At 38.9% G+C, this 22,506-nt stretch carries 21 protein-coding genes and 1 pseudogene; all 22 read right to left on the bottom strand.

What is annotated here, in order from left to right:
• Position 1: 1 nt before the first annotated feature.
• A complete protein-coding gene (carA, locus tag RVY80_RS07710) occupies positions 2 to 1,069 on the bottom strand; it encodes a glutamine-hydrolyzing carbamoyl-phosphate synthase small subunit (RefSeq protein WP_317330144.1) in 1,068 nt (355 codons plus the stop codon).
• A complete protein-coding gene (locus tag RVY80_RS07705; RefSeq protein ID WP_317330143.1) occupies positions 1,066 to 2,355 on the bottom strand; it encodes a dihydroorotase in 1,290 nt (429 codons plus the stop codon). The genes carA and RVY80_RS07705 overlap by 4 nt, the downstream gene beginning before the upstream one ends.
• Complete coding sequence (locus RVY80_RS07700) at positions 2,339 to 3,289, bottom strand: aspartate carbamoyltransferase catalytic subunit (RefSeq protein ID WP_295191292.1); 951 nt, start codon at positions 3,287 to 3,289, stop codon at positions 2,339 to 2,341. The genes RVY80_RS07705 and RVY80_RS07700 overlap by 17 nt, the downstream gene beginning before the upstream one ends.
• A gap of 214 nt (positions 3,290 to 3,503) precedes the next feature.
• Entirely contained in the window at positions 3,504 to 4,769 is a 1,266-nt protein-coding gene (locus tag RVY80_RS07695) for a hypothetical protein (RefSeq protein WP_317330141.1), read from the bottom strand.
• A gap of 94 nt (positions 4,770 to 4,863) precedes the next feature.
• Positions 4,864 to 5,829 carry a DNA-binding protein WhiA gene (whiA, locus tag RVY80_RS07690; protein WP_317330140.1) on the bottom strand — a complete coding sequence of 322 codons (966 nt, stop codon included), beginning with the start codon at positions 5,827 to 5,829 and terminating at the stop codon, positions 4,864 to 4,866.
• 15 nt (positions 5,830 to 5,844) lie between these two features.
• Complete coding sequence (locus RVY80_RS07685; protein WP_317330139.1) at positions 5,845 to 7,194, bottom strand: gluconeogenesis factor YvcK family protein; 1,350 nt, start codon at positions 7,192 to 7,194, stop codon at positions 5,845 to 5,847.
• A gap of 15 nt (positions 7,195 to 7,209) precedes the next feature.
• The gene (rapZ, locus tag RVY80_RS07680) at positions 7,210 to 8,124 is read right to left on the bottom strand and encodes an RNase adapter RapZ (RefSeq protein ID WP_317330138.1); all 915 of its coding nucleotides are present in this window, start codon (positions 8,122 to 8,124) and stop codon (positions 7,210 to 7,212) included.
• A gap of 20 nt (positions 8,125 to 8,144) precedes the next feature.
• The gene (locus RVY80_RS07675; protein ID WP_317330137.1) at positions 8,145 to 8,957 is read right to left on the bottom strand and encodes a Cof-type HAD-IIB family hydrolase; all 813 of its coding nucleotides are present in this window, start codon (positions 8,955 to 8,957) and stop codon (positions 8,145 to 8,147) included.
• A 166-nt stretch (positions 8,958 to 9,123) separates the two neighbouring features.
• Positions 9,124 to 10,401 carry an S-layer homology domain-containing protein gene (locus tag RVY80_RS07670; protein ID WP_317330136.1) on the bottom strand — a complete coding sequence of 426 codons (1,278 nt, stop codon included), beginning with the start codon at positions 10,399 to 10,401 and terminating at the stop codon, positions 9,124 to 9,126.
• 415 nt (positions 10,402 to 10,816) lie between these two features.
• Positions 10,817 to 11,566, bottom strand: a pseudogene (locus RVY80_RS07665) (S-layer homology domain-containing protein).
• 224 nt (positions 11,567 to 11,790) lie between these two features.
• Positions 11,791 to 12,348: a transposase gene (locus RVY80_RS07660; protein WP_317330135.1), complete on the bottom strand. Its 558-nt coding sequence runs from the start codon at positions 12,346 to 12,348 to the stop codon at positions 11,791 to 11,793.
• Complete coding sequence (locus RVY80_RS07655) at positions 12,335 to 12,718, bottom strand: helix-turn-helix domain-containing protein (protein ID WP_317330134.1); 384 nt, start codon at positions 12,716 to 12,718, stop codon at positions 12,335 to 12,337. Before RVY80_RS07655 ends, RVY80_RS07660 begins: the two co-directional genes overlap by 14 nt.
• 288 nt (positions 12,719 to 13,006) lie before the next feature.
• A complete protein-coding gene (locus RVY80_RS07650) occupies positions 13,007 to 14,269 on the bottom strand; it encodes an S-layer homology domain-containing protein (protein ID WP_317330133.1) in 1,263 nt (420 codons plus the stop codon).
• Positions 14,270 to 14,938: 669 nt separating this feature from the next.
• The gene (gene lepB / locus RVY80_RS07645) at positions 14,939 to 15,532 is read right to left on the bottom strand and encodes a signal peptidase I (RefSeq protein ID WP_295190565.1); all 594 of its coding nucleotides are present in this window, start codon (positions 15,530 to 15,532) and stop codon (positions 14,939 to 14,941) included.
• A gap of 14 nt (positions 15,533 to 15,546) precedes the next feature.
• Positions 15,547 to 16,419: a YitT family protein gene (locus RVY80_RS07640; RefSeq protein ID WP_317330132.1), complete on the bottom strand. Its 873-nt coding sequence runs from the start codon at positions 16,417 to 16,419 to the stop codon at positions 15,547 to 15,549.
• Between the two features lie 71 nt (positions 16,420 to 16,490).
• Positions 16,491 to 17,051 (bottom strand): RuvC family protein, encoded by a 561-nt coding sequence (locus RVY80_RS07635; protein ID WP_295190571.1) that lies wholly within the window; start codon positions 17,049 to 17,051, stop codon positions 16,491 to 16,493.
• Between the two features lie 225 nt (positions 17,052 to 17,276).
• Positions 17,277 to 18,455: a DUF3084 domain-containing protein gene (locus tag RVY80_RS07630; RefSeq protein ID WP_317330130.1), complete on the bottom strand. Its 1,179-nt coding sequence runs from the start codon at positions 18,453 to 18,455 to the stop codon at positions 17,277 to 17,279.
• A gap of 21 nt (positions 18,456 to 18,476) precedes the next feature.
• Entirely contained in the window at positions 18,477 to 19,565 is a 1,089-nt protein-coding gene (locus RVY80_RS07625; RefSeq protein ID WP_295190577.1) for an LptF/LptG family permease, read from the bottom strand.
• Between the two features lie 16 nt (positions 19,566 to 19,581).
• A complete protein-coding gene (lptB, locus tag RVY80_RS07620; protein WP_295190580.1) occupies positions 19,582 to 20,301 on the bottom strand; it encodes an LPS export ABC transporter ATP-binding protein in 720 nt (239 codons plus the stop codon).
• A gap of 9 nt (positions 20,302 to 20,310) precedes the next feature.
• On the bottom strand, positions 20,311 to 21,033 hold the full coding sequence (locus tag RVY80_RS07615) for an LptA/OstA family protein (RefSeq protein ID WP_295190583.1): 723 nt from the start codon (positions 21,031 to 21,033) through the stop codon (positions 20,311 to 20,313).
• 11 nt (positions 21,034 to 21,044) lie between these two features.
• Positions 21,045 to 21,587 carry an LPS export ABC transporter periplasmic protein LptC gene (gene lptC, locus RVY80_RS07610; RefSeq protein ID WP_295192308.1) on the bottom strand — a complete coding sequence of 181 codons (543 nt, stop codon included), beginning with the start codon at positions 21,585 to 21,587 and terminating at the stop codon, positions 21,045 to 21,047.
• Positions 21,574 to 22,506: a lysophospholipid acyltransferase family protein gene (locus tag RVY80_RS07605; RefSeq protein ID WP_295190589.1), complete on the bottom strand. Its 933-nt coding sequence runs from the start codon at positions 22,504 to 22,506 to the stop codon at positions 21,574 to 21,576. Before RVY80_RS07605 ends, lptC begins: the two co-directional genes overlap by 14 nt.

The raw sequence follows: 22,506 nt of genomic DNA, 5'->3' as shown, positions 1-22,506 counted from the left end.
CTTATTTGCCCTTTCTCATCATATTTTCAAATTCATCAAATAAATACAAGTTATCAGTAGGTCCAGGGGACGCTTCTGGATGATATTGTACGGAGAAGATATCTAGTTCTTTATGACGCATACCTTCTACAGTATTATCATTCACGCTACGGTGTGTTACTTCTATATAATCAGGTAATGTTGTATCATCTACTGCAAAACCATGATTTTGAGATGTAATATACACGCGTTTTGTACGTAAGTCTTGTACAGGATGGTTAGAGCCACGATGACCGAATTTCAATTTAAATGTTTTAGCACCAAATGCTTGTGCCAAAACTTGATGCCCCATGCAAATCCCAAAGATTGGTTTTTTGCCGAACATTTTTTTTACTTCTTCTACAGCATAACCAAGATCTTGAGGGTCTCCAGGGCCGTTAGACAAGAAGATACCATCTGGATTAACTGCCAATACGTCTTCTGCTTTGGAATCTGCAGGGAAGATTGTTAAACGGCAACCAGCTACTTCTAAGGATTTCAAAATATTTTCTTTTACGCCGTAATCCATAACTGCTACATGAAATTCAGCATTTTTATCGCCACGAATACCTTGCCATTTTGTAGTAACACGCATAACTTGGTCTGTTGGCAATTCTTGTTTAAAATATTTTTGAATTTCTTCATCAGGAAAATCAGCACGTACGAGCACGCCTTTCATAACACCATGGCTACGAATAGCGCGAGTGATAGCACGAGTATCTACATCATATAGGCATGGAATGCCATGTAAACGAAGGTATTCACTGAATAAACCTTCATTTTGCCAGTTAGATGGGGAGTCACATAATTCGCCAACGATGAGGCCTCGGCAATATGGTTTAGGCCCTTGTGTGATAGCATTGAGCGTACCATAATTTCCCACGAGTGGATAGGTCAATGTAATGATTTGGTCTGCATAAGATGGGTCAGTCAAAATTTCTTGATATCCTGTCATCCCTGTGTTAAACACAACTTCGCCAACTACTGGGGCGCCGCCTAGGATAGTTCCCTCAAATACGGAACCATCTTCTAATACTAATTTACCTTTCATTGAAGTACGACTCCCTCCTTCATAACAACTTCGCCATTAACTACTGTTAATTTTGCTTTACCAGTTACAGTCATACCATCGAATGGGCTAACTTTACCTTTTGTGTAGAATTTATTTCGGTCTACAGTCCATTGTTCTGTAGTACTAAATACTGTAATGTCTGCATCTTTACCGACTTCAAGAACACCTGCATCGAGGCGCATCAATTCAGCTGGACGAGTACTCATAGCATATACCACTTGGTCGATGGTTAATTTACCGTCGCCATAGGCATTTGTGATGACCCCAGCCAAGGATGTTTCAAGGCCGCTGAAACCATTCGGTGCACAGCAGAACTCTTGGTCTTTTTCTTCAAATGCATGTGGTGCATGGTCAGTGATGATAGCGTCAATAGTGCCATCTTTTAAACCGTCCAATAATGCTTGACGATGATCTTCTGAACGAATTGGCGGTGCCATTTTGAAAGCTGGATTATACTCGCGTAAATATTCATCTGTGAAAGATAAATGTTGGCTCGTTACTTCACAAGTAACGTTCAAACCTTTTGCTTTTGCACGTCGCACCATATCTACAGTGTTTTTACTACTTACGTGAGCGATGTGAATATGACCACCAGTCATTTCAGATAACAAAATGTCGCGAGCCACCGCTACATCTTCCGCTGCTGCAGGACGACCGATAACACCTAATTCATAAGACACAATGCCTTCATGCATATGACCATTTTTAGACATAGTTACGTCCTCTGCGTGGTCGATAACCATTTTATTGAACATGGACGAATATTCAAGCGCACGACGCATGAACGCAGCACTTTCTACGTAATGACCATCATCAGAGAAAGCCACAACGCCAGCCTCAGCCATATCTCCCATTTCAGCCAACTCTTTACCTTCTAACCCTTTAGATACAGCACCGATAAATTCTACTTTCACCACGCCTGTTAATTCCGCTTGTTTTTGCAAACCGCGCACAAGTGGTGCATTATCCACTACAGGCGTTGTATTCGCCATTGTCACAACCCGTGTGAAACCGCCTGCAGCGGCCGCTTGTGTACCAGAATGGAAATCCTCTTTCGCCTCTTGGCCAGGTTCACGAAGATGTGTATGAATATCGATTAACCCAGGCGCTACGATAAGACCTGTCGCATCATATACCTCTGCATTAGGAGCCTCAAGATTTTGACCAATGGCTGCAATTTTACCATTTTCCACTAATACATCAGCGATTTCATTTTGTTGTTTTGCCGGATTGACTACCGTGCCACCTTTAATCAGCAAGCTCACTACCGTCACCTCCATGAATTGTTAAGTACAATACTGCCATACGAACGGACACACCGTTACGTACTTGTTCTTGAATCATTGATTGATCCCAATATGCTACATCAGGAGAAATTTCGAGACCGCGGTTCATTGGGCCTGGATGCAATACCATTACATCGTCTTTTGCCAATTTCAATACGTCTTGATTGATACCAAAAATTCGTGCATATTCGCGGTTTGTTGGATATAGAGCCGCATTGATACGTTCTAATTGAATGCGTAGGACGTTCACAACGTCAGCGCCTTCAACAGCTTCACGCACGTCATGATGAACGGTAACGCCTAATTTTTCAAGTTCTGGATATACCATTGTGCGTGGACCAGCCAAATGCACGTCCGCCCCCATTTTGGTCATACCGTAAATGTCAGAGCGCGCTACACGGCTATGGGAAATATCACCAACAATAACAATTTTTTTACCTTCTAATGTTTCTTTCTTTTCCATAATAGAAAACATATCTAACAAGGCTTGTGTTGGATGTTCATGAGCACCATCGCCAGCGTTGATGATGATTGGATCTACTGCCTTCGTAGCATAGAGAGGTGCACCTTCTGCTTTATGACGCATTACGATGGCATCTGTACCCATATAGGACAATGTCAATAGTGTGTCGCGGAAGCTTTCACCTTTGCCCATAGAGCTACCACTGGGCGTAATATTGATAACGTCGGCACCAAGATATTTACCAGCAAGTTCAAAAGAACTGCGTGTACGTGTACTTGGTTCCATGAATAAGTTAATAATGGCTTTACCTTTTAAATAAGGGATTTTTTTATCATCAGACAAAACAACCTTTTTCATTTTTTTCGCCACATCCAAAATCAATTTGATTTCTTCTGGCGTTGCATTTTGCAAACCCAATAAGTGTTTGCCCTTCAAGCTAACTTGTCCCATTATTGCCTCCTAACGCATCTGACTAGTAAAAAAGACCTTTTGCCGAGGCAAAAGGTCTGATAGTTTACACAAAGAAACCCATTACGGGCACTATAACTATGTTCCTTTACTAGCCTCTCTGGACCAATTTAAAAGGTGTTGTGAAATGCCATGGTCTCTCGTACCATGTTATGCATTTATCCTGTATCTATTGTACTGAAATTACTGGTGAAAGTCAATGTAAATCCGCTAAGTTTACATTACCTACATCCGTATTATCGACCGTTGGTGTTTCCGGCACATAGTGGGTTACAGGAATTTCAAACTTGTCCACTACAAGAGCCTCTGGAATCAACAAGAAACGAACTGGCAAATTGGATGCGCCAGCTGGCATAAATTGAATGTGCAATGTATCACCACCGTGATAGGATCCCATTTGCATAGAATCCAGAACCGTTTGATGACCTAGGTATGGCACATCACCGCCACCCACTTGATACGTTTCTGTTGTCACCTTAGCATTTTTATTTTTAGAATGTGTCGTATTGATCGTAAAGGAACCAGAGTACGCGCCACCTAATGGATTAAAGTACAAACGGAATGGTTCATTCCCCTTTGTATACAATGTCATATCATAAGATACGCCATAATTACCACGGTCAGTCACTGCATCATTGTGATTCATTTCATCCACACCTTGAATAAATGGATCCTCCCGGTCATTAGCCACCTCTACATAGGCGCCACCAAGACTAGAATCATACACGCTATTAACCGCCAAGGTTCGTAGCATGCCTGTATAAGTGCCGCGCAAACGAACTTCATCAATAGGTAATTCCTTCGCCGTGTAGGCGGCCCCTAGAGATTTCACCTTCATCGGTAACATCATAACGCGCGCATACACTTCATCAGTAGATGTGAAATCAACGAGGCCTGAGAACAAATTATCTTTTTTTACATGAACCTTTTCAAGGTCTTTGAAAATCAATTGGCGACTATGCGGTTGTAAGGTAATTGTTTCTTGCTTCCTTTTGAATTTTTTCTTTTCCTTTGGTGTTACATATGGATTTGTGCCTAATACAGAACTGAGTGGTTGCTCTAAATCGAGCTTGGATAACTCACGCCCCACTGCAAAATAATCCTCTGTCGGTTTTGTCTTGAGCATCCGATGAATGGTTACCGTATTCTGTTTACCCGATTTATTTTCTAGTACAATGGCAATTTTATGATCCTCCACCATGTCATTTACATGGTAAAAGTAAATCCTGCCTAGTCCTTTTAGCGTTCCTGCACTCAATACGCCACCTTCTGGACCAACGTACTCCGGACTATCTGACAGTAACAAGGTATATCGATCACTCACAACAGACACTGGCAATGGGGTAAACCCAAAATAACCAGAATTAACAAGGTCAATATTCTTCGCATGAGCACCACCCATAAAAGTCCCTGTCATAGCAATAATTGTAGTAATCCATTTCCCTAATTTCTTAAAAAACATTCTATCCCTTTCTATCCTTCAAGTACGAATCTCTATAACTTCGTAACTTTTCATTTCATATAATTAGGAGTGATCTCTGACCACTCCTTAATCCTTATATTTCATCTAACCCATGGGAATCATACTCTAATGCCAGAGCCTCAATTTTTTTTAACCGATGACCAATCCCAGATTTCGACAGAGCTCCATCCATGATTTCTTCTAATTCTTTTAAACTAGCCTCAGGATTTTTCTTGCGTAATATCGCTACTTGCCGTAACTTCACTGGTAAATCAGATAATTCTTGATGCTCTTCGATAATACGAATAGCATTAATTTGTCGCACCGCTGCATCTACAACCTTTTGTAAATTCGCAGTTTCGCAATTCACTTGCCGATTAATTTGGTTTCGTACTGTTTTTACGATGCGCACATTTTCAAATTCCATCAATGCCGATGGGGCACCCATAATTTGAAGACAACTCGTAACGGAATCGCCATCCTTTAAATATACAATATATTCATCCTTCCGCTCCGTCATGCGTGCCGCAATGTGAAAAAGGCGTAATACATATATAATTTCCTTAGCAAAGGCTTCATTTCCCGTCATAAACTCTAGGTGATAATCACTTTGTGGTTTATTCACAGAACCGCCACCAAGAAAGGCGCCACGAAGAAAGGCACGACGAGCCTCCATGCCCTTTAACCAAGTCCGTGGAATTTGTTCCGTTACTGGCCACAAGGCTAATGATTCTAAAGCTGCACGCCCTCTTTCACTGGGTTCCACCGTAAGGGTATACATATTTTTCTTACGTAAATTTAAACCTTGCCGTACTAATACATTAGTCTGTAATTCATAGGTATTACGCAAAGTACCAAGCAAGCGTCGCGCTACTGCATTATTGGCTGTGGCTAATCGAATCCCTACAGAGCCCCGCATGCCCAACAAAATGGAGCCACCCATGCGCAACAAGCAAGAGGCTTCGATTTTCATTGCTAATTCAATGTCTTCTTTAGATTCACGAATAGTATCAAATTCATAGGAACACAACTCATTTTTCACATCTTCTGCAAAGGACATAGGGACTCCTTTCTGTTAATGATCATCACGTTGTAAATAATATTCTAGTACCTTTGGTTCCATATCTGATTTCATAGCATATACAATATCCATGATGACTTTACCAAGGCGATCATGATTGTGAATAGCAGTATCTTTGTTATCTACAAGATTCGCCTTCACAGTGCGGATATGTTTAGCTTTCAATCGGTCAGAGTCAATTTCAACTGGTGTGGATCCTACCTTGCGGTAATTTTCAATGATAGCTGGTGTGAGTTCGCTTTCATTAACAAGAACAGTATCCACAATTCCCTCACCGCCATGACGAAGCAGCGCATCTACGTGATCCGCCACGCTGTATCCATCGGTTTCACCGGGTTGCGTCATGACATTACAAATGTAAATTTTATTGGCCTTGCTGGCACGTAAATGTTCCGCTATTTTATCGGTTAAGAGGTTTGGAATGATACTAGTATACAAACTACCAGGGCCAAGAATGATAGCATCAGCCTCATCAATGGCTTGTAATGCAGCGCCCTCCGGTTTCGGATTAGCTGGTTGACTATAGACGCGTTTAATAGGGCTGTTAGCGGTAGGAATGTTACTTTCACCCTCGATAATAGAGCCATCTGCCAATTCTGCTACTAGTTTAATTAATTCCGTAGAGGATGGGATAACACGACCACGTACACGGAGCAAATTACTAGCGGCCTTGAGGGCCTCCTCCACATCACCACCATGCACTTGGGTAAGGGCTGTAATAAACAAATTGCCAAAACTATGACCTGCTAAATCGCCATTACCATCAAATCGGAATTTAAAAATATCCTCCATGACGCCCTCTTGTTCAGCTAGCGCCACCAAACAGTTACGCAAGTCCCCAGGGGCAATCATTTGATAATCCTCCCGCAAACGTCCAGAAGATCCACCATCATCAGCTACTGTTACGATAGCCGTCAAATTATTGGTATGAACCTTCAACCCACGCAATAAGTTAGAGAGCCCTGTTCCACCACCAATAACGACAATTTTAGGTCCTTTTTCTAAACGGATATTTTGGAAAATCATATCCGACACCTTACTGTTTTGTACAGGTAAGACAGCACGAATAATCGTTTTAATAACCTTACTAGTGCCGATTAACATCAGCAAAATACCAAAGGCCAACAAAAATAGGCCGGTACCAATGAGGATATTATAATTATAAAAACCTGTTAATTCAAAAGAATATTGAAGCACAAAGTCTTCCACTACAGCGAGCCATTGATAGTTAAACATCAAAGAAATACCGATGATGAGTAACCCTACCCCTACGGAAAAGAGGGCGAGCCATCGCTTAATATTGAGTCCCGGAATTAACCACCGGAACCATCGTTTTCGAGTCATAATTACTCCAGTCTATTATGCAAGAGACGTTTCCACTTCATGAGGATTATAGTCTTCTTCTACGTTATTTTTCATCATATCACGATGCTCAATGGACACACGGTATCCTTTTTCCAGCAAATGTGCATATAACGCCTCAGCCATAGCCACAGAACGGTGCATGCCACCAGTACAGCCTACAGCCACCACAAATTGTGTTTTACCTTCTTTTTCATAATTAGGTACGAGGAAATCAATGGTATCAAAATATTTTTCCTTAAATTCGTCCGTAATCTCGAAGGAATGAATATAATCATTTACTTCCTTCACTCGACCGGTTTTATTTCGGAATTCTGGAATGTAGAATGGGTTTGGCAAGAAACGAACATCCCACATCATATCGCTATCAAGAGGAATACCGAATTTAAATCCAAAACTAACTACCGTTATGGACATGCCCCTACCAGATTCTACTTGGGTAAATCGTTTTTTCAAATAGTCCTTTAATTTGGACGTTTTCATGTTCGTCGTATCGATAATGTAGTCGGCACGATGGCGGACGGAATCAAGTATTTCTCGTTCCTTTTTGAGACCTGTAGTAATACGACCACTTGGAGCCAACGGATGACTACGGCGTGTTTCTTTATATCGACGAATCAATGTTTCGTCCGTTGCGTCCATAAAGACTATTTCATAAGGCACTTTCATTTCTTTCAGCGTATCTAATGATTCAGACAAGGCCTTAAAAAATTCCCCGCCTCGAATGTCCACCACAAGGGCCACACGACTCGTACGGTCTCCACCTTGACGACAAATATCACTCAATTTTGGAATTAATACGGGAGGAATATTATCAACACAAAGGTATCCCATATCTTCTAATGCTTGTAATACTTGAGTTTTTCCTGCTCCGGACATACCTGTCACAATGAGCAAACGAAATGTATCCATACTTCTTTCTCCCTAAATTCTTATAATATATGTTCCTCAATCCAATGAGCCACACCATCTTCATCATGATGCCCACATCGATCCTTCGCTACAGATTTCACATAGGCCGTTGCATTCTGTACTACCACGGAATAGCCTGTACGTGACAACATAGATACATCATTGTCAGCATTACCAAAGGAAATAACATGACTAGTATCATACTCGCGATGTTGCACTAGATGTTCTAATGCTAGCCCTTTTGAAACATGTTTAGGTAAAATTTCTAAGAAATTGGCCTGACTACGTACGAGTTCCACATACTCATACACGGTAGGTCCTAATTCGGAAATGATGGTATCAATATGCTCAGGCTCTTCGATAACAATGAGCTTATTTGGCTCCTCTTGAATATCATATAATGAATCACCTAAAAACTCTGCCCTTGCCCCCGTTTGACGTTCATATAGGTCAGATTGTGCATTTTGATGATGACATAACAGTCGATCGTTCACATAGGACTGCATATGCCAATTATGATACTTTGCAATGGTGAAAGCCTCATGAACTGCCTTTAGAGGTACCGTCCGTTCAAATATCATATGTTTGGACTCTAATTCCTGAATCACACCGCCGGAAAACAAAATCATCGGTACATTACCAAGTCCCAGGGCCTTACCTACGGGCTCTGCCGTCTGATACATACGACCTGTAGCAAGTACAATATCTATTCCACGACCACGAACAGCATTCATAATCTCTTTTGTATAATTAGATACCGTATTATCTGAACGCAGCAAAGTCTCATCGAGATCAATTGCTAACAAACGAGTATCTGTAAATTTCATTGTCATACCTATTTTCCTCATTGTAAAAGTATCGATATCCCGTATCGACTGAAAATAATTGTATTCTATTATTATAGCATTTTATCAGTATATTGCATAAAAAAAGAACCTCCGAAGAGGTTCTTTTACATATGAACTTAGATCTACCTGATTAAAGTGTACTGCTAACAAATTAGAATTTGTAGTTAAGTTCTGCACGGTAGAAATCACCAAGATCAGCACCTTTTTGAGTTTCCCAGTTGAAGCCATAGTAAGCTGCTAAGCCAACATTTTTTTGTAATGCATATTGAGCAGTTGCCATCCAACCTTTAGCATCTACATCTCTACCATAGTAAGCTTGGTTCCAAGTGGAGCTAGGAATGATTGCACCAGATTCTTGATCAAAGTATTGAACTTTAGCCGCCCAAGTACCAGCTTTAGCCATGTTATAGTTACCATAACCAAGGCCAGCTACCCATGCTTGAGCATCTTTAGTATTGTCCATGTCAGTCCATTCGCCACCAACCCAAACTTTACCGAAGTTAGCATTTAAATTGAAGCCGTAAACATCGTCATCGATCTTACCTTTGAAGGAACCCCAGAAACCACCTAATGTAGTATTATTAGCTACTTGCCCTTTTAATCCTACATATGTAAATCCAGTATTTGTATCTTCGGTATTCTTATCAAAATTATACTTTGCACTGTTACCTTCAATAAGATAACCATAAGCTGCTTCTAATTGAACTTTTTCGTTACCAACTTTTACATTAGCACCATCAAATGTGTCATCGTATAATAAACCGGCGCCAATTAATTGTTGGTAGCGACCTGCAGTTACTTTTACATTGTCACCAAATTTATGAGTTACATAAGCACGATCAATCATAACACCATTAGTATCGGAGTCACCAAACTCAATGTTGTCAGAGCTTAAACGAACAACTGCTTGAGTATCTTCATTTACAGTTGCATTGAATTGGATACGTCCACGATAGTCAAATTTACTATGTTTTTTGTAAGCATATTTTGTACGCTTTGTTACATCCGAATCATTGTTTAGAACCTTATCAGATTCTTCAGAACCACGGTAACGAAGACGCATATCACCAGTAACTTTTACATTACCAACTTTGTTTTCCAAAGCTGCTACACGAACGCCCAAGTTGTTCAATTCGGAAGCGAATTCATCAGCCAAACGGTTAATCATAGCTTGTTGTTCTGCGTTAGCACGGTCTTGGTTAGCCATAGCTTTTGCTACCATTTGAGCCATTTCATAACGAGTGATATTGTTTTGGCCTTTGAAAGTGCCATCTGGGTAACCATTAATGATACCAGTGCTAGCTAACTGGGATACGGATTGGTATGCCCAGCTATCTGGAGTTACATCGGAGAATGGGTTAGCTGCGAATGCAGTTGTTACACCCAATACTGCTGTTGCTGCAAAGATTGCTGCGAATTGTTTTTTCATGAGAATTACCTCTTTCTACAAAAACAAATAACATAATTGTACAAGTCATTTGCTATAGAACTGTATCCTCATTGTAGAGTGTCCATGTTTCCTCATACTATTCAATACATATTCCATAGAAAACGTCCCTGTTTTCATCATTGTATAAGATTTGTATATTTTTGTAAAGGCTTTTTCTATAACTTTTTCCCATAAGTCCTTATTCTATCTATATCTTGTAAGGTATAATCGTCAACTACTATATGTAGAGTCATATTTATAATACATGAATATTCAAAAATATAGATATAAACTAAGTTAAGCAACTGTAATTATAGAGTTCTATTTTTACAATATGTATATTGACTGTATATGTATTTTGGGATACTAGAAAAAAGAGACCCCTTTCGAGGTTTCTTTCATTGCAACTAACAAATTAGAATTTGTAGTTAAGTTCTGCACGATAATAATCAGGAAGATTTACATCATGTTGAGTTTTATTGCTAAAGCCATAGTATGCAACTAAGCCTACATTATTTTGAATTGCATAACGAGCAATTGCCAACCCCCTGTGAATCCATCATGAGTATTAGTCAAATCATAAGCTACATCCCAAGCTGGGTAAACTAATGCTGCATTTTTCTCTGCATCAAAGTATTGAGCTTTCACATCCCAAGTGCCAGCTTTGCTCATGTTATAACTACCATAGCCAATACCTGCTACCCAAGCTGTAGAATTAGAATAATCATCAGATTTCAACCATTCACCAGCTACAAATACTTTATTGGAATTATAAGAAGTATTGAAACCATAAAAATCTTGCTCTTCTACAGGTGTTTTGACACCATTAAGCCAAGCATTACCGTCTTGTAATTTAGCATAGAAAGCACCTAAACCAAAAGCGTTGCCAACTTTAGCATTAGCATTGATTACTGTAGCTCCGATATTTTCTTCTTTGCCAAGAGATTTAGTGTGAATAGAATTACCTTGTGTACCAGTCATCATATAGCCATAAGCAGCTACATTATCATCGAATTTATGAAGTACCATCTGGATAACCATTAACTATACTAGCAGATGCTAATTGGGATACGGATTGGTATGCCCAGCTATCTCGAGTCACATCGGAGAATGGATTAGCCGCGATTGCAGTTATTACCCCTAATACTGCTGTTGCTACAAAGATTGTTGCAAATTGTTTTTCATACTAAATAACCTTCTTTCCAAAAACAATACATAAAAAATCCAAACGCCTTCATGTACAGTATTTTGTAAGCGCCCCCTAGTCATCTCATTCTCCCTATATACATTTTTTTGTAAGCAAAGTACATTATTTTTATAAAGCGCTGTCAATTAGATTTTTAATTGAGAAGAAAAAAGGTTCTCTGTCAAATGTTGAGGTGACCTCAACTATGCACACTTTTTGGCATCAGTTGCTTTTTTGCAACTGGTGCCATTTTTTGCACCTAAAATAAGGATACGTACTCTGAATCGTTCGAAGTTCCGTAGACCATAACTTATGCGTTTTAGTACTTTAATTTTGTTGTTACAACCTTCTGTAAAACCATTAGAGAATGGTAATAGAAAGGCGTTAACTACAGGCATACGCCATGTATTAAATGTTTTTAGTAGATGGCTAAATTCATCTAGCTTGGATGCTCTTACCCGTTCTAGCCAATGGCTAATATAGTTATCGATTTTATCTTTGCCGTAGGTCCTTTTAAGCCAGCCAAATCGCAATTTGAGATTATATGCCATCCATATATCATAAAATGCATTTAATATCTCAGTTAGCTTGATTACAACAAATCTTACAGCACGTCTCTTTTTACGATTAAAGCTTCTTAAATACTCTTCTATGGCTTTAGTATCACGTTTAGGAAGTATATCTATTATGGTTCCCGATTGTCGATCTGTAAGAATAACCTGGTACTTTTGCCCAGCAGCGTTCCCTTTAAATTTTATCAATACTTAATACGACGGGAAATTTACTTGGTTTCGCCAATTTCATTTTCTCTAAATAGCGAATTACAGTTGTAATTGAAACATTAAAACGTTTAGCAATAGCCGTATAAGACAGTATTTCGCCTAAAGACTCGATTAAATAATGCTTAAACAATGTTCTTAGTTGTTGGTATCTCTTAACAAACGGATTGCTTTCAGAGAAGCTTTTACCACAACTCTTGCATATGTATCGTCTATGGTTGTATCTAGCGATAATAGTGTAGTTGTATTGAATTCCTAGTTCAACCTTTCGTAACCGGTAGTTTTTGATCTGTGTCGTTTTCTCATTACAGCAAGGGCATTTATGTGCTTTTACAGGAATCTGAACATCCAATATATATTCTTGCTTTGATTCATTGATTATATGATCTTTTATAAATTCTGCTTTGAGTTTGAAGAACTTTTCTGTAAAATGAGTGATAGGCATATTGATATCTCTTTTGCAATTGGGTTTGGTCACTTTAATTGTAAACGAAGATGTATCATATGCCTATTTAATTGTGCAAAAAAATAATGCTGAGGTAACACAGTAGTCTGTGTCACCCCAACATTAATTATAGAACCAGAAAAAAGAACCTCCGAAGAGGTTCTTTTTTCTGGTGTATAGTTTGTAACTACTAAATTAGAATTGGTAGTTAAGTTCAGCGCGGTAGTAATCACCAAGATCATTACCATCTTGAGTTTCGCCAGAGAAACCATAGTATGCAGACAAGCCAACATTCTTAGCTAATGCATAGTCTACAGTTGCCATCCAACCTTTATAACCTTCTCCCCATGTGTTAGTTGCATCATAGAATTGGTTCCAAGTGGAGGATACGATTGGAGCTTTTTTGTCTTGGTCGAAGTATTGAGCTTTTACATCCCAAGTACCTTGTTTAGATTGGTCAAACGCACCATAACCGATACCGGCTACCCATGCGGAGGAATCGTCAGCATCTTTAACATCGATCCATTCGCCACCAACCCAAACTTTGCCGAAGTTAGCATCTACATTGAAACCATATGCTTCATCACCTAAGTATGCTTTATCATCGAAGTTTTTGTTGACGTTCAACCAGAAACCACCAACTGTAGTTGCTTCACCAACTTTACCTTTTAATGCAAGATAAGTCATGGAAGCATTCTCATCAGTATCAAGTTCATGGTCTTTAATTACGCCATCAACCATATAACCATGAGCAGCTTCTAAGCTTAGTTTTTCGTTACCGATTACTGCATTAATACCATCAAATGTGTCATCATATGCTAAACCAGCACCAATAACTTGGTTGTAACGACCTGCAGTTACTTTAACATTATCGCCAAAACGATGTGTTACATAAACGCGATCAACTTCAACATCATTAGACTTAGAATCACCAAATTCCATATCACCAGAAGTTACACGAACAACTGCGTCTGTATTTTCATTAACTGTTGCATTGAATTGTACACGACCACGCATATCGAATAAAGATTTAGATTTACTATTTTCTTTTAATACGCCTTCATTTTCATTACCTTGGTAACGTAAACGCATATCGCCAGTTACTTTTACATTACCCACTTTATTTTCCAAAGCTGCTACACGAACGCCCAAGTTGTTCAATTCGGAAGCGAATTCATCAGCCAAACGGTTGATCATAGCTTGTTGTTCTGCGTTAGCACGGTCTTGGTTAGCCATAGCTTTTGCTACCATTTGAGCCATTTCATAACGAGTGATGTTGTTTTGGCCTTTGAAAGTGCCATCTGGGTAACCATTAATGATACCAGTGCTAGCTAATTGGGATACGGATTGGTATGCCCAGCTATCTGGAGTTACATCGGAGAATGGGTTAGCTGCGAATGCAGTTGTTACACCCAATACTGCTGTTGCTGCAAAGATTGCTGCGAATTGTTTTTTCATTGTGAATTCCTTCTTTCTGAAAAAATATAATATAAATTGGCAATCCCGCTCATTTACATCATGTTTCGTTCAGAGATTTGAAAATCACCTTGGGAGTTTCCACGTTTCCTCGCCATGTATTCTCAGTCTATGTTCGTCACATAAGTATCTGTGCTTCGTTGCAAGATGATATTAGCATTCTTTATTTTAACTGTAAAGTCTATTTTTCTATAAAATTATAAATTATACGTTCATGTTAAACTCATAATCACTTTATTTCCCTTATTAATGCCTATTTATAGAGATGTAACAAAAATCATTTTATAAGAATATAAATTTGATTTTACAAACATTTTTACAAAAAACTTACTTAATTATTTAACACCACTTATATAAACCAGTATATTTAATCAAAAATCATAATAAATAAATCTATGTGTTTTTCATTTCATTCTCAACAAAAAAACTTAAGCCACCATATATAGTATAGTGTTTCGAAGATTATACCAACGATTTTTCTCGATATGCCGCTCTAGTATCAATATATGTATCCTCATTTTGTCCACAGTAAAATTCTAACTATAAATCGTAAAAAATCCTCAGAACAGAAACTACTATTTCTATCCTGAGGATTGTAATCTAAGCTTTCACAATATTTCATCTACAAATACACTAACAAATATATTGTTACTAAAAAGCATATGCCACTTTACCAAGCACATGATCTACAGGCACAGGTCCAATGAATCGGCTATCACTAGAGTGATTACGGTTATCTCCCATCACGAATACATAGCCTTCTGGGACTTTCACAGGAGTAGAACGAACATAATTCATTTTAGCATCCTTTGTGTAATCCTCTTGTAGTTCCTCACCGTTACGCCATACGTGACCATCTTTAAATTCTAATGTGTCACCAGGACGACCAATAACGCGTTTTACCCAAACATCACTACCTTGTGCATCTTTATTAAAAACAGCTACGTAGTTCATCAAAGGTTCTTCAATATCATCAGCCCATGTTCTTTCACGATTCACACGACTATCAATAATAACGATTTGACCATACTCAGGTGTTTCTCTCATTACGTGAGTCCATTTTGTTACAATTAGGTATTCACCATTTTGCAATGTATTTTCCATCGATTCCCCAGATACGCGTGTGGGTTGAATAATAAATATATGAATAATCATAGCAATACCTAATGCCAATACGATGGCATATATCCAATCTAGAATTTCTTTGACTACGGTATTGCCTATATTACTATGTTTATCAGACATATTAGCTCCTTTATTTAATGAATATTTTTCTTGCTGAATTGACCACCAAATACATCATGCACATCACTTATGGTAATGAAAGCACTTGAATCCGTCTCATATACGATATCTTTTAATTTAGTAATTTCCAAACGCGTTACTACGGAATACAATGCATGTTTTGGTTGTTTTAAATAACCACCTTCACCATATAATACGGTAACCCCACGACCGAGACGTGCATTTAATGCATCTGCAATTGCTTGGGAGTTGCTTTCATCCGTAATAATCATAACACCTTTGGATTCCTCAAGGCCAGTGATTGTTACATCAATCATTTTATACGCAATGAAGTAGGCAATCAAAGAATACATAGCACTATTCCAGCTGTACACAAAACCAGCGGCCCCTAATATAACAAGGTTCATGCCCATTACGAGTTCACCAACAGAGAAACTACTCCGGTTATCAAAAATTATGGCTACAACCTCGGAACCATCTAAGGAACCACCATTGCGAATAATCAAACCTACCCCTATACCGAGGATAATGCCCCCAAAGATGGCCCCCAGAAATGGATCTGTCGTTACTGGCGCAACATCATGGGCAAATAGCGAGAATATAGCCATCCACACGATAGCAAACAAAGTAGATAGTGTAAAACTCTTGCCAATCACTCGATATCCTAAATACAGAAACGGTAAATTGATTAATACAACGAAAATACTGAAAGAATATCCAGATAGTGTGGCTGCCATCAAGGAAATACCCACCACACCACCGTCAATAATATTATTTGGTACTAAGAATAAATCTAGACCAATCGTATAAATTAATGCACCAATAATCATCATCACACATCGCATGATGATACTCCGCCAATTACGGCGGGATTTTTCATTACTCATGTAACCTCCATCCAATATGCAGTTCAGAATCCGCTAGTCAGTAGGATTCATTACATATATTTACTATATACTTATTTATTTTCCTCTTGATCTGTATAGTGCTCTAACACATCTTGTTCAAATTCTATTTCTTCCGCCTCGGCTTCTTGAGCCTTGCGTTTTTCTGCTTGGCGCTGTGCTGCCAAAGCTTCTTCTGCGGCTTTTCGTTCCGCTATTTTAATTTCCTTATTAATATATCGAGTACCAATGACAAAGGCCGTTAAGTCATCTACTGGTTCAGGAATAGTACGCATACCTTGAGGCACCATTTTTTTTAATCCTCTAGGAGGATTAAATTCCCAGTATAACTTTTTTGCCTCTTCTGTACTATAGGATTCATCAATAAGACTCGTTGTCACCTTATGTTGACGTGCTGCCTCTTGTATAAGAGGATAAATGTGCTTATGATTTGTACCATTGCCACATACAACATGTTCAATAGTGCTTGGCTTCTTTAATCGATTATCGATTTCTTCTGGTAAATTATCTGTAGAAACAATAGCTCGTTCTACTAACTCACCATCTCGTGAAAGTTTGGCTAATCCAGTCTTATCATTACCAGGATCCACCGCCAATACATAGGCTTTACTCATGAATTTTCAAACTCCTTTTTCTATTTGTCGTGCTCTTTATTTTATCATATTTAAACTCTGTATCATAGTTTAAACCCTTTCCAGTGATATCAACGGGACCACAACAACGAAAAAAAGAGCAAATTGAAAATTCAATTCACCCTTTTAAGCGTGCTAACTATACATACTATATGAGATATACTTTATTGGAATCATATAATTTAAACAGCAATGGCTAATGTACGATTAATCGACTTGTGTAATACGCAAGTGAATCGGTACTGGCCCTGATGAATATGTATCAGCTGATACAACAGCATCTACTTTCACATTGCCTGACATAGAGTCAATCCGTTTAATAGCCGTAAATAATTCATCGGCTGGCAAATTCCCCACATCCCCAGAGAGAGAGTCAGGTATAATACCCTCAGACTTAGCCTTAGAATTAACCTCTCGAAGGAAATTAATTAGGCTAAATTGTGCATTACCACCGGCTGCAATCACAGTACTATCGATGATATCACCTTGTTTGTAAATCAGATTTTGTGGATATACATGAATTTCAGCTACCGCTGGCTCGCCCACAATCACATTACCCGCTGCTATAACTTGTACTACCATTGGCACTTGTGCATTGGCTAATGCATCTGTAGCCTCTTGAATATTTGTTCTGCTCACAAATACAACAGATTTAGATTCATCAAGGCCTAGACGACGAAGGATGAGGCCATTAGTATCATTCAAAATATTGGTAATCGTTGCTTGACTATCCGCAGCACTTAGGCCTGGACGGACAACAGCTTGTGCCAATAGTTCATTAACACGGAAAAGAATCGTTCCTTCACGTAATTGGGTAATGCCCGACTCCAATTGCTTCTGGGTCACTTGTAAAGACGCAATATGACTTTCCATATTCATTTTTGTAACCTCTAAGTCAGCTAATTGGTTATTCACTTCAGAATAAGCTTGTTGGATAGATACGAGCTCTTCGCCCATAGAATCACGAGCAGCACGTGCTTCCTCCACTTCCGCTTGTGTAGCTTGCACTTCGGATTTAACCGTTTCTAGCTCGGATGTACGACTGGCTAACTCTGCTCGACTCTTATTGAGCTTTGCTTGCTGTTCTTGTAGTTCCTTATTTTTAGCCTCTACTGCAGAACTAAGATCCGCCATTTCAGCCTTTAGTTTATCCATGCCAAACAATGCAGTACGAACACTATCAGAAGTAATGGTGAGTACCCCAACAGTGGCTGCTGCAACGAGTAGACCAGTAACAATAGTAACGATGATAGATGTATGCTTAGGCCGCAATCCAAATAGAGACATACGACGTTTGCCGACTTTAGTACCTAACTTATCGCCCATATATGCGATGAGGCCACCCATAATGGCGATAATAATTAGAATTCGTATACCAACTAACATCATATGCTCCTTTCTTTATTATTATTTGGAAACACGCCAGTTTAAATATAAACCTGCTATAATTCCTAGCAAATCTGGACTCAAAGCAGCTAATAATGTTGGCATTGCGCCACCTTTGCCAAGAGCAGCAGTGAAGGTCATTACACCATAGTAGATAAAGATAATTAAAATACTAATACCAAACCCAATAGAGGAACTGGATCTTGTTTTTTGTAAACCCAGTGGTGCCCCTACCAAAGCAAATACGAAGCTAGCCAATGGAATCGTAAAACGCTGGTACATTTCCATTTCTAATTTATTCGTATTTGTATAGCCCGCCTTGTAGGCTTTGATTTGTTGTCGCAATTCCTTAATGGTTAACTCAGATGGTTCACGTTGATCTTTCTCTATAGATTTAGGGTCTGATGTAATTGGTAGAATCTGTTCTTTAAACTTCATAGTTCGTTCTACACCTTGATCAGCAGCCAAATCATAGATAATGCCAGAATGCATAATCCAATTTTGACCATTCCATACCGCAGTATCCGCATTTTCTACTTGTGTTAATTCACCATTAGTGAATTGTTGTACCGTGATTAGTTTTAATTGTTTTGTCGTACTATCATAGCTACGAGCATACATTAATGTACCAAGATTATCACCATCCATCGTTTTTAATACGATATGATCTTGTGATTGTGGTGTAGCATTTTTCTTAATTTCTTCACGTACAATGGTTTGGTACATGTTATTTGTCTTTGGCACTACGTATTCATTAAAGGCTACGGCTGCTAAGGAAATCACCATAGCAACAATGTACACCGGCATAGCTAATCGTAAAAAGCTCTGCCCACCGGACCGCATAACTACAATTTCGCTAGTGCCACTCAAACGACTAAACGTCATAAGTGACGCCAACAATACTGACATTGGAAATGTCAAAATAACAATACTAGGTAAAGCTAGTACAAAAGCCTTTGTCACGAGCCACAGTGAAGCACCATACTCTGTAATATATTGTGCAATACGGAATAGAGTACCTGTACCTACGAAGATACTCGTAAAGGCGAATACACCAAAGAAGAATGGCCCAACGAAAGCTTTCAAAATATATGAATCTAATATACGCATGTAATTGTGCCACCCCCTATATTCTAAAGTTCTCACCTAAATAGAATTGGCGAGCAATTTTACTGTTCGCAATTTCATCAGGAGATCCTTCTAACATAATATTACCACTGTTCAGAATATAGGCTTTATCTACAATCCCTAATGTTTCACGCACATTATGGTCAGTAATTAAAATACCAATTCCCCGTGCTTTTACTTGACGAATAATATCTTGAATATCCGCCACCGCAATTGGGTCAACACCAGCAAATGGTTCATCTAAGAGAATAAAATTCGGTTCTAGTGCTAAACAACGAGCAATTTCTACACGACGACGTTCACCACCAGACAACTGCATACCTAAGCGATCGCGAACATGTTCAATATGAAACTCTTTGACAAGAGATTCTACGATGGACTCAATTTCATCTTTTTTCTTATCCGTCGTCTGTAACATAGCACGGATGTTGTCTTCTACAGATAAGGATCTAAAAATAGATGCTTCTTGTGGTAAATAACCAATCCCTTCCAATACACGTTTATGCATAGGAATATGGGTAATATTGTGCCCATCAATTGCTATAGAACCAGCGGAAGGTGTTTCCAGACCAACAATCATATAAAAGGTTGTTGTTTTACCAGCACCGTTCGGTCCCAAAAGGCCTACAATCTCGCCTTTGTCTACGCGAATGCTGACACCATCTACAACATTACGCCCTTTAAATGTTTTTACTAAGTCTTTTGTTTCTATAAACATAATTCTTCCTTATCGTGGAACAATAATTAATGTACTGCGTCCACCCATTGTTTCTGCAGAATTATCGGACAGCGTCACCTTTAATTCTGGTGCATTGATAACATTACCATTTTGTACAGCCTTTGCATTGCCTGTGAGCAATACAACCCCATCATCCTGATTAGGTGTTTGTGTATATGTTGCATGATCTGCGGAACCCGACGCATTACGAGCTGGACTATCAAAGGTCACATTGCCATTAGCTACGGCGCGGATTTCCTTCATCCACCCCTCTACAGTATTACCAGTAAGTGTAGTTCCATCCGCTATGAGACGAGCATTCCCCGTCACTAAACCATATTCAGTAGCCGTATTGTAGTCCACTGTATCACCATAAATTTGACGGTTTTGGCGTTGCAAATGAACATTCCCTTTAGCTTGGAATTGGTTGTCATTAAAACTATGCACAGAGCTAGCGGCCATAGCCATATCTGTACCAATCATACTAACGCCACCATTTAAATCGGCCTCTCTAGTTTTTACATTATACCAACCAGAAGCACCGGTCATTGTTTTGTCAGCTTGCGTAATAACAACATTACCTACTGCATCAGCTTTACCACTGGTACCATCATAGGACAAACTATCTGCAGTAATCATTAAATTATTTGGATTATCAGCAGCACCCGCAGAAATGGAGAGCGTCAACATCGCCACTACTGCTAATAGACCTGCTTTTTTTCTCATATTCATACTCATCCTCACTATTCGCCTTTAGTTAATTTTGCATTACCCTCAACTTTTAATTGTTGTAATGCCATATTTGCCGATACTTTATCACCAGTAATGGTTACATCTTTGCCTTTATAAATAAAAGCACCTTGAGATGTCCAGATTTTTTTTACATTATCTAAATGCAATGCCTCTGTCGTAAATGTAGCTCCTTCAGAATTTGTAGCTTGAATGCCACCATCAATATCAATGGACTTACGATCGCCAGTCATTTTACCATGTGGCGCCGTAACTTGTGTGACTACATCATTTTGATTGAAAGTACCCTTCATATTAGTTAATACTACAGCTTTTGTTTTTGGATCGTATTCAATTTTTTCAGCTGACAAAGCCCAAATCAATTTACCGTCCTTCTCTTCACGCAGATCTGCACCAGAGAAATTGACTAATTGTCCCGTTGGAACCTTAGTCTGCTGCTCGGCCTCACCGCTATTACTCATTAGATAGGCAATAAAACCTCCAATAGCAATCACGAGGGCTGCTACGATTGCTATTAATTTTTTATTGTTTTTCATGCGCCAACTCCCGAATTGCCATTTTTTTATCGTAATCAATAATTTCATCAGATTTTGTATTCCAACGATGTTGGAACCATAACCATTCAGTAGGATGTTCTTTAATAAAGTTCTCTGTAACCTGACAGCATTGCTCTGTTAAACGATACATATCCACATCTTGATTACCTGAATCTACATAATAAAGCGGTGGCAAAATATGAACAATATGGCCCCCTTCTGGTTTACGAGATGCAAATACAGGTACTACAGGGGAACCAAATTTTTGAGCAAATGTGGCAGGACCTACTACAGCAGATGATTCTTGCCCCAAGAATGGTACTGGCAATCCATGAATGTATCCATCTTGGTCTGCTAAGAAGCCAAGCAATTTCTTTTTCTTCAAGGCTTTGGCAGCTTTAATCATTTCTGAACCACCACGAGCAAACACCTCTAAGCCAACCATTTCCCGAAATTCATTCATCAACCGAGTAAATTGTGCATTTGGTTGTTTCTTAACAATTGTTGTAGCTGGATATCCATTTGCTGCTAAAGCGGCCCCCATCCATTCCCAGTTACCCACATGGGCTGTTAGTATGATGACACCTTTATCTTCTTGTAATGCTGCATCTAAATACTCAGCACCACGGAGTTCAATGTGTTTACCTATAAAGTCCTTTGTCAAATTGGGCATGTAAAGTATTTCCATAGCGGAACGTCCTAAATTTTTGAATAATTCATCCAATAATTGACTGGATTCTTCAGTATTCATATTCATGCCAATTTTAACATTTTCAATGCCTCTTAGTTTTTGTTTTTTCGCAATCAGTCCATATACAGGACCTAAAAAGGCACCTATGAGCAAAATGACTTTATATGGGAGTTGACACACTAACCAACTCAAACCCTTTAACACATTATATTGCCAATGATTTCCCAT

It is taken from the genome of Veillonella absiana (genome assembly GCF_032970865.1).
In the GTDB taxonomy this organism is placed as follows: Bacteria; Bacillota; Negativicutes; order Veillonellales; family Veillonellaceae; genus Veillonella; species Veillonella absiana.
Note: the sequence above shows the minus strand (reverse complement) of the source record. Positions and strands in the feature narration are given on the sequence as shown.